The 12,712-nt window shown below is 73.5% G+C and carries 16 protein-coding genes; 10 read left to right on the top strand and 6 right to left on the bottom strand.

Annotation, left to right across the window (positions count from 1 at the left end):
• Nucleotides 1–55: 55 nt before the first annotated feature.
• The 5 genes from ACIOJE_RS23620 to ACIOJE_RS23640 are packed head-to-tail and all read left to right on the top strand — an operon-like array spanning nt 56 to nt 6,662.
• The gene (locus tag ACIOJE_RS23620; protein WP_400778559.1) at nt 56–1,045 is read left to right on the top strand and encodes a cobalamin biosynthesis protein; all 990 of its coding nucleotides are present in this window, start codon (nt 56–58) and stop codon (nt 1,043–1,045) included.
• On the top strand, nt 1,042–2,556 hold the full coding sequence (locus ACIOJE_RS23625; protein ID WP_280678193.1) for a cobyric acid synthase: 1,515 nt from the start codon (nt 1,042–1,044) through the stop codon (nt 2,554–2,556). Before ACIOJE_RS23620 ends, ACIOJE_RS23625 begins: the two co-directional genes overlap by 4 nt.
• Complete coding sequence (locus tag ACIOJE_RS23630; RefSeq protein ID WP_400778562.1) at nt 2,553–4,643, top strand: putative cobaltochelatase; 2,091 nt, start codon at nt 2,553–2,555, stop codon at nt 4,641–4,643. Before ACIOJE_RS23625 ends, ACIOJE_RS23630 begins: the two co-directional genes overlap by 4 nt.
• Nucleotides 4,644–4,648: 5 nt before the next feature.
• Entirely contained in the window at nt 4,649–5,245 is a 597-nt protein-coding gene (cobO, locus tag ACIOJE_RS23635) for a cob(I)yrinic acid a,c-diamide adenosyltransferase (RefSeq protein WP_280678189.1), read from the top strand.
• Nucleotides 5,246–5,249: 4 nt separating this feature from the next.
• Nucleotides 5,250–6,662 carry a cobyrinate a,c-diamide synthase gene (locus ACIOJE_RS23640; RefSeq protein WP_400778565.1) on the top strand — a complete coding sequence of 471 codons (1,413 nt, stop codon included), beginning with the start codon at nt 5,250–5,252 and terminating at the stop codon, nt 6,660–6,662.
• Nucleotides 6,663–6,761: 99 nt separating this feature from the next.
• Here ACIOJE_RS23640 and ACIOJE_RS23645 read toward each other — a convergent pair whose 3' ends face one another.
• The 5 genes from ACIOJE_RS23645 to ACIOJE_RS23665 form a co-directional block, all read right to left on the bottom strand.
• Nucleotides 6,762–7,118, bottom strand: coding sequence for a hypothetical protein (locus tag ACIOJE_RS23645; protein WP_400778566.1), 357 nt, complete (start codon nt 7,116–7,118; stop codon nt 6,762–6,764).
• Complete coding sequence (locus ACIOJE_RS23650) at nt 7,115–7,576, bottom strand: prevent-host-death family protein (protein WP_280678182.1); 462 nt, start codon at nt 7,574–7,576, stop codon at nt 7,115–7,117. Before ACIOJE_RS23650 ends, ACIOJE_RS23645 begins: the two co-directional genes overlap by 4 nt.
• Before the next feature lie 69 nt (nt 7,577–7,645).
• Nucleotides 7,646–7,999, bottom strand: coding sequence for a hypothetical protein (locus ACIOJE_RS23655; RefSeq protein ID WP_400778569.1), 354 nt, complete (start codon nt 7,997–7,999; stop codon nt 7,646–7,648).
• Between the two features lie 178 nt (nt 8,000–8,177).
• A complete protein-coding gene (locus ACIOJE_RS23660; protein ID WP_400778572.1) occupies nt 8,178–8,615 on the bottom strand; it encodes an NUDIX domain-containing protein in 438 nt (145 codons plus the stop codon).
• A 16-nt stretch (nt 8,616–8,631) separates the two neighbouring features.
• Nucleotides 8,632–8,874 carry a hypothetical protein gene (locus ACIOJE_RS23665; RefSeq protein WP_280678176.1) on the bottom strand — a complete coding sequence of 81 codons (243 nt, stop codon included), beginning with the start codon at nt 8,872–8,874 and terminating at the stop codon, nt 8,632–8,634.
• A 125-nt stretch (nt 8,875–8,999) separates the two neighbouring features.
• On the opposite strand from ACIOJE_RS23665, the gene ACIOJE_RS23670 reads away from it, so the two are divergent.
• Genes ACIOJE_RS23670 through ACIOJE_RS23680 form a run of 3 tightly spaced genes read left to right on the top strand, consistent with a single transcriptional unit; the run spans nt 9,000 to nt 10,680 of the window.
• Nucleotides 9,000–9,827, top strand: a complete 828-nt coding sequence (locus ACIOJE_RS23670; RefSeq protein ID WP_400778575.1) for a helix-turn-helix domain-containing protein — start codon at nt 9,000–9,002, stop codon at nt 9,825–9,827.
• The gene (locus tag ACIOJE_RS23675) at nt 9,824–10,033 is read left to right on the top strand and encodes a DUF397 domain-containing protein (protein WP_400778578.1); all 210 of its coding nucleotides are present in this window, start codon (nt 9,824–9,826) and stop codon (nt 10,031–10,033) included. The genes ACIOJE_RS23670 and ACIOJE_RS23675 overlap by 4 nt, the downstream gene beginning before the upstream one ends.
• A gap of 2 nt (nt 10,034–10,035) precedes the next feature.
• Entirely contained in the window at nt 10,036–10,680 is a 645-nt protein-coding gene (locus ACIOJE_RS23680) for a class I SAM-dependent methyltransferase (protein WP_280678170.1), read from the top strand.
• A 17-nt stretch (nt 10,681–10,697) separates the two neighbouring features.
• On the opposite strand, the gene ACIOJE_RS23685 is transcribed toward ACIOJE_RS23680, so the two are convergent.
• A complete protein-coding gene (locus ACIOJE_RS23685; RefSeq protein WP_280678168.1) occupies nt 10,698–11,210 on the bottom strand; it encodes a MarR family transcriptional regulator in 513 nt (170 codons plus the stop codon).
• A gap of 138 nt (nt 11,211–11,348) precedes the next feature.
• Between ACIOJE_RS23685 and ACIOJE_RS23690 the strand changes: the two genes are divergently transcribed.
• Nucleotides 11,349–12,266, top strand: coding sequence for an EamA family transporter (locus ACIOJE_RS23690; protein WP_400778582.1), 918 nt, complete (start codon nt 11,349–11,351; stop codon nt 12,264–12,266).
• A 20-nt stretch (nt 12,267–12,286) separates the two neighbouring features.
• Nucleotides 12,287–12,583: a DUF1330 domain-containing protein gene (locus ACIOJE_RS23695; RefSeq protein WP_400778584.1), complete on the top strand. Its 297-nt coding sequence runs from the start codon at nt 12,287–12,289 to the stop codon at nt 12,581–12,583.
• Nucleotides 12,584–12,712 lie beyond the last annotated feature (129 nt).

Here is a 12,712-nt window from a genome sequence, read left to right on the forward strand (position 1 = left end):
CCCCACGCGGCCTTCCGCCGAACCTGTCGCGCCTGCCGATACTTTCGCACCCGTCGTGCGCCCGCTGACCCGCGCCGCCGCGTTCGCGCTGGGCGCCGTCGCGGGCTACGCCGCCGACACCCGCTTCGGCGATCCCCGGCGCGGCCACCCGGTGGCCGCCTTCGGCGCTGCGGCGACCCGGCTGGAGCGCCGGGTGTGGCGGGACGACCGGGTGACCGGCGCCGGGTACACGGCGCTGTGCGTGGGCGCGGTCACCGCCGGCGCGGTGGCCCTGGACCGTACGGTGGGCCGGCGTCCACTGGGCCGGGCCGCATTGACGGCCGCCGCGACCTGGACGGTGCTCGGCGGCACCTCGCTGACCAGGGAGGCGCGCACCATCGGCCGTTCGCTCGCCGCGGGCGACCTGGCGGCCGCGCGGGAGCGGCTGCCGCACCTGTGCGGGCGGGATCCGAGCGCGCTGGACGGGCCGCAGATCGCCCGGGCGGTGGTCGAGTCGGTGGCGGAGAACACGGCGGACGCCGTGGTGAACGCACTGGCCTGGGGCGCGCTGGCGGGCACGCCGGGGCTGCTGGCGTTCCGCGCAGTGAACACCCTGGACGCGATGGTGGGCCACCGCTCGCCCCGGTACGCCCGGTTCGGCTGGGCGTCGGCCCGGCTGGACGACCTGGCGGGCTGGCCGGGCGCCCGGCTGACGGCGCTGCTGACGGTGGCCGCCGCGCCGGAGCCGCGGACGGCCTGGCGGGTCTGGCGGCGGGACGGCTCGGCGCATCCGAGCCCGAACGCGGGCCAGGCGGAGGCGGCCTTCGCGGGAGCGGTGGGCGTCCGGCTGGGCGGGACCCTGCGGTACGGCGAGCGGGTGGAGCACCGGCCGGTGCTGGGCGCGGAGCTGCGGCCGGTGACGGTGGACGACATCGAGCGGGCCTGCGCGCTCTCCCGGCGGGTGGGCGTGCTGGCCCTGGGTACGACGGTCGCGGGGCATCTGGCGATCCGGTCGTTGGCGGCTTCGAGGCCACGGACGGCTTCGAGAAGGAGGGGGACGGCATGAGCAACGCGCTGCTGGTCGCCGGGACGACCTCGGACGCGGGCAAGAGCGTGGTGACCGCGGGCATCTGCCGCTGGTTGGCCCGTCAGGGGGTCTCGGTCGCGCCGTTCAAGGCGCAGAACATGTCGCTGAACTCCTTCGTCACCGCCGACGGCGCCGAGATCGGCCGGGCGCAGGCGATGCAGGCGCAGGCGGCCCGGGTGGAGCCGGAGGCGGCGATGAACCCGGTGCTGCTGAAGCCGGGCGCGGACGGCCGCAGCCAGGTGGTGCTGCTGGGTCGGCCGGTCGCCGAGGTGGGCGCGCTGGACTACCGCGAGCGCAAGCCCGTCCTGCTGGAGCGGGCGCTGGAGTGCCTGGCGGATCTGCGCAGCCGCTACGACGTGGTGGTGTGCGAGGGCGCCGGCTCACCCGCCGAGATCAACCTGCGGGACCGGGACATCGCCAACATGGGCCTGGCCACGGCCGCCGGGCTGCCGGTGGTGGTGGTCGGGGACATCGACCGCGGCGGCGTCTTCGCCGCGATGTACGGGACGCTGGCGCTGCTGTCGGCGGAGGACCAGCGGCATGTGGCGGGCTGGTTCGTCAACAAGTTCCGCGGCGACGCCCGGCTGCTGGCGCCCGGCCTGGAGATGCTGCACGGGCTGACCGGCCGCCCGGTGCTGGGCACGCTGCCGATGCTGCCGGGCCTGTGGCTGGACGCCGAGGACTCGCTCGATCTGACGACCGTGGTGGACCGCACCGAAGGGCGCGGGCCGCTGGGCGCGGACGTGCTGCGGGTGGCCGTGGTGCGCTTCCCCCGGCTGTCGAACTTCACCGACCTGGACGCGCTGGCGCAGGAGCCGGGCGTGCTGGTGCGCTGGGCGACCCGGCCGGAGGAGTTGGCCGACGCCGACCTGGTGGTGCTGCCCGGCACCCGGGCCACCGTGGCCGACCTGGCCTGGCTGCGCGAGCGCGGCCTGGAACCGGCGCTGAGGGCGCGGGCGGCGGCCGGGCTGCCGATCCTCGGGGTGTGCGGCGGCTACCAGATGCTGGCCCGCTCGATCGAGGACGAGGTGGAGTCCAAGGCCGGCTCCGTCGAGGGCCTGGGACTGCTGCCGACGAACGTGCGGTTCGGCGCCGAGAAGGTGCTGGCGCGGCCGGTCGGCGAGGCGTACGGGCAGCGGGTCGTGGGGTACGAGATCCACCACGGGGTGGTGGCGGTCGAGGGGGGCCAACCCTTCCTGGACGGCTGCCGGGTGGGCTCGGTGTGGGGCACGACCTGGCACGGCGCGCTGGAGAACGACGGGTTCCGCCGTGAACTCCTGCGCGAGGTCGCCGAGTTGGCGGGCCGGGCGTTCGTGCCGGCGCCGGACACCTCGTTCGCCGAGGCGCGCGAGGCCCGGCTGGACCGGCTGGGCGACCTGATCGAGGAGCACGCGGACACCGACGCGCTGTGGAAGCTGATCGAGGGCGGGGTGCCGGCGGCCGGATCGCTGCCGTTCCTGGCGCCCGGGGCACCTGGGGAGTATGCATGAGTGACGTCCGCTATCCGTTCACCGCGATCGTCGGCATGGCCGACCTACGACTCGGGCTGCTGCTCAACGCGGTCTCCCCGGCCGTGGGCGGCGTGCTGGTGCGCGGGGAGAAGGGCACCGCGAAGTCGACCATGGTGCGCGCGCTGGCCGGCCTGCTGCCGTCCCTCGCGGCCGTCGACGGCTGCCGCTTCGCCTGCGACCCGTCGGCTCCGGACCCGCAGTGCCCGGACGGCCCGCACCTCGACGCCGGCTCGCACCGACGACCGTCCGAGCTGGTCGAGTTGCCGGTCGGCGTGGCCGAGGACCGGATCGTCGGCTCGCTCGACCTGGAGCGGGCGCTGGCCGAGGGCGTCAAGGCGTACGAGCCGGGGCTGCTCGCCAAGGCGCACCGCGGCGTGCTCTACATCGACGAGGTGAACCTGCTCCAGGACCACGTGGTGGACCTGCTGCTGGACGCCGCCGCGATGGGCCGCTCCTACGTCGAGCGCGAGGGCGTGTCGGTGCGGCACGCGGCCCGCTTCCTGCTGGTCGGCACCATGAACCCGGAGGAGGGCGAGCTGCGGCCGCAGCTGCTCGACCGGTTCGGCCTGACCGTCGAGATCGCCGCCACCCGGGACCCGGTCGAGCGCGCCGAGGTGGTCCGCCGCCGGCTCGCCTACGACGCCGACCCGGCCGGCTTCGCCGCGCGGTTCGCCGAGGACGAGCGGGCGCTCGCCGAACGCATCACCGCCGCCCGGGAGTTGCTGCCCAAGGTGGAGCTGAATGATGTGGCGCTGCGTCAGATCACTGCGGTGTGCGCCGCGTTCGAGGTGGACGGACTGCGCGCCGACATCGTGATGGCCCGCACCGCCGTCGCGCTCGCCGCCTGGGACGGGCGGACCGAGGTGCTGGAGGAGGACGTCCGCAAGGCCGCCCGGCTGGCGCTGCCGCACCGGCGGCGCCGCAACCCCTTCGACGCGCCGGGGCTGGACGAGGAACAGCTGGACCGGACGCTGGAGGAGCACGCGCAGCCGGCGGACGACGCGGGCGAGCCCGAGGGCGAGGGCGGCGGCGAGGGTCAGACCGAGGGCGACGGCGACGGGCCCGAGGACGACGGTCCCGGCCCGGACGGCGGCCCCGGCGGCGGCCCGGACGGCGGCGGGGCCCCCGAGCCCTCGGACGCCGGGCCGGAGGCGTCCGCCGCCACCGACACCGAGCAGCCGGCCCAGCAGCCCGTACCGGCCCAACACCCCGCCCCCGCCCGGGAGTCGGCGCCGGTCGCGGCCGGCGATCCGTACCGGACCAGGCTGTTCACCGTGCAGGGCACCGGCCACGGCGCCCAGGGCCGCCGCTCCCCCGCCGAGACCTCCGGCGGGCACACCGTGCGCGCCCGGCGCCCGCAGGGCACGCTCAGCCGGCTGCACCTGACCGCCACCCTGCAGGCCGCCGCACCGCACCAGGCGGCACGCGGGCGGACCGGCCGGGCGCTGGTGCTGCACAAGGACGACTTCCGCGAACAGGTCCGCCAGGGGCGGGAGTCCAACCTGGTGCTGTTCGTCGTCGACGCCTCCGGCTCGATGGCCGCCCGGCAGCGAATGACCGCCGTCAAGGGCGCCGTGCTGTCGCTGCTGATGGACGCCTACCAGCGGCGCGACAAGATCGGCATGATCACCTTCCGGGGCGCGGACGCCGAACTGGCGCTGCCGCCGACCTCGTCCGTGGAGGTCGGCGCGGCCCGGCTGGAGTCGCTGCCCACCGGGGGGCGGACCCCGCTGGCCGCCGGGCTGCTGCGCGCGCACGAGGTGCTGCGGGTCGAGCGGCTGCGCGACCCGAGCCGCCGCCCGCTGCTGGTCGTGGTGACCGACGGCCGAGCCACCGGCGGGCGTGACGCGCTCGCCCGATCCCAGCGCGCGGCCGCGCTGTTCGCGGCGCAGGGCACGGCGAGCGTGGTGCTGGACTGCGAGTCCGGCCCGGTCCGTCTCGGCCTGGCCCGTACCCTGGCCGGACTGCTCGGCGGCACCGCCGTCAGCTTGGACGAGCTGCGCCCCGAGGGCGTCGCCTCGCTCGTCCGCGAGAACCGACCCTCGACGATGCGAAAGGCGGCCTGAGCGCCATGCCCAAGGGAGTGCCCGAGAACGTCCCCGCCGACGGCCTGACGACCCGCCAGCGCCGTACGCTGCCGATCACCGCCGTGCACACCGGCCCCGGCAAGGGCAAGTCCACCGCCGCGTTCGGCATGGCGCTGCGGGCCTGGAACCAGGGCTGGCCGATCGGGGTGTTCCAGTTCGTGAAGTCCGCCAAGTGGAAGGTCGGCGAGGAGAACGCGCTGCGCGTACTCGGTGCCTCCGGCGAGGGCGGGACGGTCGCCTGGCACAAGATGGGCGAGGGCTGGTCCTGGGTGCAGCGCGACATCGAGAGCAGCGAGGAGGCGGCCAAGGAGGGCTGGGAGCAGGTCAAGCGCGACCTGGCCGCCGAGTCCTACCGCTTCTACGTGCTCGACGAGTTCACCTACCCGATGCACTGGGGCTGGATCGACGTCGAGGAGGTGCTGGCGGTGCTCAAGGACCGTCCGGGCAGCCAGCACGTCGTCATCACCGGCCGGTACGCCCCCGAGCCGCTGACCGAATTCGCCGACCTGGTCACCGAGATGACCAAGATCAGGCACCCCATGGACGCCGGCCGCAAGGGCCAGCGCGGTATCGAGTGGTAGGCCGTTGAGCACCGTCCCCGGTCCGAGCACCGTCCCCCGCCCGAGAGCCGTCCCCCGCCTCGTCGTCGCCGCGCCCTCCTCCGGCGCCGGCAAGACCACCGTCGCCACCGGCCTGATCGCGGCGCTCGCCGCACGCGGGCTGGCGGTGTCGCCGCACAAGGTCGGCCCCGACTACATCGACCCGGGCTACCACGCGCTCGCCGCCGGGCGCCCGGGCCGCAACCTGGACGCCTTCCTGTGCGGGCCGGAGCGGATCGCCCCGCTGTTCCTGCACGGCGCGGCGGGGGCGGACGTCGCGGTGGTCGAGGGCGTCATGGGCCTGTTCGACGGGGCGTCCGGGCGCGGCGAGCTGGCCTCCACCGCGCACGTCGCCAAGCTGCTGAAGGCGCCCGTGGTGCTGGTCGTGGACGGCTCCTCGCAGTCCCGGTCGGTGGCCGCGCTGGTGCACGGCTTCGCCTCCTGGGACCCGGAGGTGCGGCTGGCCGGGGTGATCCTCAACCGGGTCGCCTCCGACCGGCACGAGCACCTCCTGCGCGAGGCCCTGGAGGAGGGCTCGGGCGTGCCCGTGCTGGGGGCGCTGCGCCGCTCGACGGCAGTCGCCACGCCGTCCCGCCACCTCGGGCTGATCCCGGCCGTGGAGCGCTCGGCGGAGGCCCTCAAGGCCGTCGCCGATATGGGGGAACTCGTCGCCGCCTCGGTCGACCTGGACGCCCTGCTCGAACTCGCCCGGACGGCACCGGAGCTGGACGCCGAACCGTGGGACGCCTCGGCCGAGGTCGACCCGGTGTCCGGCACCCCGCGGATCGCGGTGGCAGGCGGCGCCGCCTTCTCCTTCTCGTACGCCGAGAACGCCGAACTGCTCACCGCCGCGGGCGCGGAGGTGGTCCCGTTCGACCCGCTGCACGCCTCGGCCCTGCCGGCGGGCACGTCCGGCCTGGTGATCGGCGGCGGCTTCCCCGAGCTGTACGTCCGGGAGTTGAGCGGCAACGCCGCGCTGCGCGGGGCCATCGCGGCGTTCGCCGCCGGCGGCGGCCCGATCGCCGCCGAGTGTGCCGGACTGCTCTACCTGGGGCGGGAGTTGGACGGCCTGCCGATGTGCGGCGTGCTGGACACCGGCGCCCGGATGACCGAGCGGCTCACCCTCGGCTACCGGGAGGCCGTCGCCCTGCACGACTCCCCGCTCGCCCGGGCCGGCACCCGGCTGCGCGGCCACGAGTTCCACCGGACGGTCTGTGAACCGGGCGCGGGCAAACTCCCCGCCTGGGGCTGGCGACTGCCCACCGGGCCGCGCACCGAGGGCTTCACGGACGGCAACGTCCACGCCTCGTACCTGCACCTGCACTGGGCCGGAACGCCGTCGCTGGCCACCTCCTTCGCCTCCGCCGCGGCCGCTCACCGGGCGGCTGCGGAGACGTAATCGCCCTCAACGACGGCTCCGGCTCGGGCTGGTCGAGCATCGCCCGCCGCCTGCGGGAGCCACCGCCCAGTCCTGCACGGCCTGAGGGCCGCCGACCCGCTACGCTTCGGTGTCCTGAGGATGCCGAGGCGAGGCGTAGACGAGGTGGACGACGCGGGCCACCTCGTCCACCACGTACCGCACTCGCCCGCCGGCGGTCACCTCGTACTCCCACTGCGGCAGCTCGACGCCCCCGAACACGCGGGTCGCCAGACGGCCCCGCAATCGATGCTGCCGATCCGGATCCCTCATGGACAGCGGGTTCACCCGGAGCGCCTCGAAACAGCGACGGGCGTTCCCGGCCGCCTCCGCGCACAGCTGCCCCCACCCCTTGGCAGCCTCCGTCGTGCCGAATCGCAGCCGCCACTCCTCACCGACGGGTGGGGGCGCGACATCATCACCGCGCTTCGGGCTCACGGCTCCACCACCTCGCCGTGATCATCGCCGGGAAGGGGCCTGGAGAGCTCTGCCGCCAACTCCGGATCCGCAAGCACTCTCGCGGTGGCACGCCATTCCACTATCACCCGGTGCAGGCTGGCGTGCACGTCCAGCTCCACGGCATCGCGAGTCGCGCCGACGAGGTCGACAACGAACTCACGCACCTCCTCAGCCGACAGGTGCCGGGCCCAGGGGAAGACGGCGGGGAGGGCGAGGAGTACCGCCCGCGTGCCCTCATCACTGCCGATCAGCGCAGCGAACAGGCGCGCGGTGACGTCCGCGGTCTCCTCGCGCTGGCGGTCGTGGCGCCCGGTGGTGAGGTACAGGTCCTCCCCGTCGCGGCGCGTGACACGCACGCGCTGGACTCGCTCCACGCTGTCCGCGACGCGCTTGGAGTTCTTCGACAGGTCGGAGAACGACACAGTGGGAGTCGACATGACTTGACACTAATTCGGAATACGTTCCGAAGTCAATCGGAAAGGCCGCCCGCCCACACTCTGCGCCCCTCAGGACGCGCCGTTGCCGAAAGCGCCGGCCGGCGGGTCGGGGCGGTGGCAGGCGGCGCAGCGCAGGCGGGTGTAGATCGCCACCGGGCCCATGCACACGTCCTCGCGGCCGTCCGCCGGGGACTCGGAGCCGGCCGGCCCGCCGCAGTCCAGGCAGGTGCGCTGGGCGCGGGCGGCGATCGAGCAGACACGGCAGACCAGGTGGGTCGGGTGTTCGGCGTGGACGACGACGGGCCGGGGGCCGCCGTGGAGCAGGTGGACACACCACGTGCAGGACTTGTCCGCCTGCGACGCCAGCATCCGGGCCCGGGTCTCCTGTTGCCACTTGGCGGCCTTCCGCAAGGGGACCGTCACCGACGGCCCCCACCCGGACGCGGCGAGCCACTGGGCCGCTCGGCACCGGCCGCCCGCAACTGGTCCCCGACGGCGATGTCCCTGGGCCTCCTGTCCTTCATCGGCCTTCTCCTCCGCTCCGGGTTCCCACCGTTGCAACGCGCCCGGGGAGGTCATGGACACGCGGATCGCCGGCCCCCTACGGCCGCATGCCATGCACGAGGGCGGGGAGCATCGAACCCCACGCTTGAAACGCGAGGGCGTGGGAGATGCGGCGGTGCTCGTCAGGGGCAACGACGTCCAGAAGCCGCTCCTCGTCCACCCAGTGCAGCGCGCGGCGGCGGGCGACCGATTCGACCTGGTCGGCGGCGACTTGGCCACCGCAATGCACGAAGTGGAAGGGGCGGGCCCCGACGTAGTCCACGACGAGGATGCAGTGCAGGGAGCGGACGAGGCCGCTCGCGGCCTCGAGGTGGCGACGGGCGGCCAGGTGCGGCGGCTCGCTCCGGTCGGCGCCGCCACCAGGGAGGGCGAGGGCGGTCCGACGCGCGGTCTCGACGAGCAGGATCTCCCCGGCCTCGTTGAGGACGAGAGCCTGATGGTGGGTCCGGGGGCGCACGCACAGGGGGTTCAACATCCGTGGCTCCGTCTTGTCACGCCGCGTCGCGCGTGCGCGGCCGGCTCGGGTGCTGGACGGGGACGAGGCGGGGGCTGCCGGACGGCCGGACGTGCTCGGGCCGGGTGGTCCACTCGCAACCACCGCGCTCGAGGCGGAGGTAGACGAGGGCGCCGAGGGTGTCCATGTAGACACCCTCGGCGGGGTTGCCGACGGCGTCCTTGTGGGCGAGGTCGTGGACGATCTCGCCGAGTTGGGGTTGGTAGAGGGATGCGGGCATGGGGGCTCCTTGATAGCTCTACGCACTTGATTCATCACGAGCTGTAGCCATGGTGCCCGCGGTGGAGTTACGATCGCCAGAGTCTGACCTTGACGGTTCCATCTGGTTAAGGGGGGTCACCTGTCATGGACTTCAACGAGCCTGACGCGACCGCATCGCCACTCGCCCGATTCGGCGCAGAACTCCGCAGGATGAGGCGGGCAATGGGGTGGTCGCAGACCGAACTCGGGCGGCGCATGGGCTACTCGAATGGGATGGTGTCGTACGTCGAACGGGCGAAGAAGCCCGTAACCCATAACTTCGCGGTTAGAGCCGACGAGGTGTTCGATACCGGGGGCACCTTCTACGAGCTGTGGCGCCGATACTCGCGCGCCAGCCTCCTGGAGGGATTCCCCGAGTTCGCCGAGGCCGAGGGTCGATGCCGGAAGCTCCGCACCTTTGAACTGAGCGTCATGCCAGGTCTTTTCCAGACCAAGGAGTACGCGAGCGCACTGGCCGCTGCCGCCGTCCTCCGAGGCAGCATCACCGAAGAGCAGGCGGCAGAGCGGGTGGAATTCCTCGCCAACCGTCAACGGATCTTCGAACAGAAGGCCGCTCCGGTCGTCCACGCGGTACTGGATCAAAGCTGCCTGGTTCGACCCGTCGGCGGCCATGACGTGATGCGCGCGCAGCTCGACCACTTGGAGAAGCTGGCCCGCCTCTCCAACGTGACGATCCAGGTAGCTCCGTTCAGTCTTGCGGAGCACGTCCCGTTCACGATGCCCATCGTCCTGCTGACGCTGCCGGACCGATCCGTGGTCGGCTATGCGGAGTCCCAGGCACGGGGCCATCTCGAACGGGGACGCGAAGCGGTCGCCGCTTGGGAAAGTGACTACGATCAGCTGCAGGTGGAGTCCCTGTCGAAGACGGCTTCACTCAGCATGATCCGCGCTGTTCGAAAGGAACACGAATGATGCACGTCGACCTGGCCAGCGCACAGTGGGTCAAGTCCAGCTACTCCAACAACGGCGGCAACTGTGTCGAGGTTTCACCCGACTTGACCGGCCTGATGCCCGTGCGCGACTCCAAGGACCCCCAGGGCCCCGCACTCCTCTTCCCTGCCGACGCCTGGCAATCCTTCCTCTCCGCCCTCCGCAGCGGCGAGTTCGGCGCGCTCTGACCATGGTCGAACCCGACGCCATCGGCGCCTACTGGGACGCCGCCGCCGCATCGTTCGACGATGAGCCCGATCACGGGCTGCAGGCCGGGCCGACGCGCGCCGCGTGGCGTCGGCGGCTCGCGGACTGGGTGCCGGCCGGCTCGGCCGATGTGTTGGATGTCGGGTGCGGCACCGGGTCGTTGTCGTTGCTGCTCGCGGAGGCGGGGCATCGGGTGACCGGGGTGGATCTGGCGCCCGGGATGGTGGCGCGGGCCCAGCGGAAGCTGGCGGAGGCCGGTCGGCCGGGGCGGTTCCTGGTCGGCGATGCGGCCTCGCCGCCGACCGGCGAGGCCGCGTTCGACGTCGTGCTGGCCCGGCACCTGCTGTGGACGCTGTCCGCCCCCCGTGCCGCGCTCGCCGATTGGGTGGGCCGACTACGACCCGGCGGGCGGCTGGTGCTGGTCGAGGGCCGCTGGCGTACCACCGGCATTCCGTACGTCTCGGGCGCCGAGCGGCTGCCCTGGAACGGCGGGGTGGGGGCGGCGGAACTCGCCGCCGCCGTGCGGCCGTTGGCGCGCGGCCTGCGGGTCGAGGTACTGAGCGGGGATCCGGAGCTCTGGGGCGGTCCGGTGGACGACGAACGGTACGCGCTGATCGCCGAGGTCTGAGTTCCGGCCACGCGCACTCAGCCCGACAGGGACTCCGTGTCGCCGTGGGCAATGAGGAGTTTCCTGAGCAGGACGTCGAGTTGGGCGCGCTCGTCGGCGTCGAGACCGGCCAGGATGCGCTCCTCGTTGCGGACGTGGCCGGCCAGGGCGGCGTCGATGAGGTCCTTGCCGGCCGGGGTGAGGCGGATGAGGACGGCGCGGCGGTCGTCGGGGCAGGGGTTGCGTTCGACCAGGCCCTTGGCGGACAGGCGGTCGACCCGGTTGGTGATGGCGCCGGAGGTGACCATGGCGGCCTTGAGGAGGGCGCGGGCGTTGAGCTCGTAGGGTTCGCCGGAGCGGCGCAGGGTGGCCAGGACGTCGAACTCGGAGGAGTCCAGGCCGCAGGAGTTGAAGTACTCGCGCAGGGCGCCGTCGACGCGGACGTTGAGGCGTCGCATCCGGCCGATCAGGCCGATGGCCTCGGTGTTGAGGTCGGGGCGGGTCCTGGTCCACTGCTCGACGATGTCGTCGACGGTGTCGCGCTGCTGCATGTCCTGTCGCCTCCCTGCTTCCCGCGGCCCGGGCCGGACCGCCGGCAACTAGCTTAACATTCACATACTTGACGTTCACTCACCTTTGGGCGTACTAATCATCTCAACGTTCAGATAGTCAACGTTGAGGGGGATGTCATGAGGGGAACACGCGCAGGAGTGGCCGTCACAGCGGCACTCGCCCCGGCGGCCTGGGGCACGACCTACCTGGTCACCACAGAGCTCCTGCCCGAAGGCCGTCCGCTGCTGCTCGCCGCCCTGCGCGCCCTCCCGGCCGGGCTGCTCCTGCTGCTGATCGGCCGCAAGCTGCCCAAGGGGCGCTGGTGGGGGCGCGCGGCCGTGCTCGGGATGCTCAACATCGGGCTGTTCTTCCCGCTCACCTTCGTCGGCGCCTACCGCCTGCCCGGCGGCGTTGCGGCCACCATCGGCGCGATCCAGCCCCTGCTCGTCGCCGGCCTCTCGATCGGCGTGCTCGGCGTACGGCCCGGACGGCGGGCGCTGCTCGCGGGACTCGCCGGGGTCGGCGGCGTCGCCCTGCTGGTGCTGAAGAGCGGCGCCCGGCTGGACGGCGTCGGGATCGCCGCGATGGTCGGCGCGATCGCCCTGATGGCGACGGGGACCGTCCTCACCCGGCGCTGGGGGCGGCCGGAGGGTGCCACCCTGCTGGACCTGACGGCCTGGCAGCTCCTCGCCGGCTCCGCTCTCCTGGTCCCGCTCGCCGGCTTCGTCGAGGGCGCACCGCCGGCCCTGAGCGCCACCAACCTGGCCGGCTTCGCCTATCTCGGAGTCTTCAGCACCGCGCTCGGGTACGTCCTCTGGTTTCGCGGCATCGAACGCCTCGGCGCCGGCCCGGCCTCGTTCCTTGGACTGATCAACCCGGTCGTAGCGACCGCGGGCGGCCTCGTCGTCCTCGGCCAGACCCTCACCGGATGGCAACTCCTCGGCCTGCTGCTGGCCCTGAGCGCCATGTTCGCGGGCCAGGCCCCCGCCCGGCAGCCCAAACCCGCCGTACCCCCTCTCACCCCTGTCGCCCCCGCCACCCCTGTCACCCGCTGACCGGCACAAGGAGTCACGCCATGCACTACGTCGTCATCACCCGCACCGACCACACCCCCGACGCCGCCCTCGGCCACTACCTCGCCAACGTCGGCGCCACCATGGAGCCCTACCAGGGCCGCCTGCTCGCCTTCGACGCCCCGGCCCGTCTGGAAGGCGAGACCGCCTACACCAAGACCGCCATCCTCGAATTCCCCACCGAGGCCGACGCCCGCGGCTGGTACGACTCCCCCGTCTACCAGGCCCTCGCCGCATGGCGTACCGCCACCATGGGCCACCCCGTCACCATCGCCGCCGTCCCCGGCCTGCCGGCTTGACCCGCACCCCCAGCGCGGCCGCCCCCCCCCCCCCCCCCCCCCCGGGGGGGGGGGGGGGGGTTCGTACGGGGCCCCCTAAACGCCCAGAAAGCGGGCGAGCACGGGGTGGCCCCGGGGGGGTGGCACCCA

Source organism: Kitasatospora sp. NPDC087861 (assembly GCF_044742585.1).
Taxonomy (GTDB): domain Bacteria; phylum Actinomycetota; class Actinomycetes; order Streptomycetales; family Streptomycetaceae; genus Kitasatospora.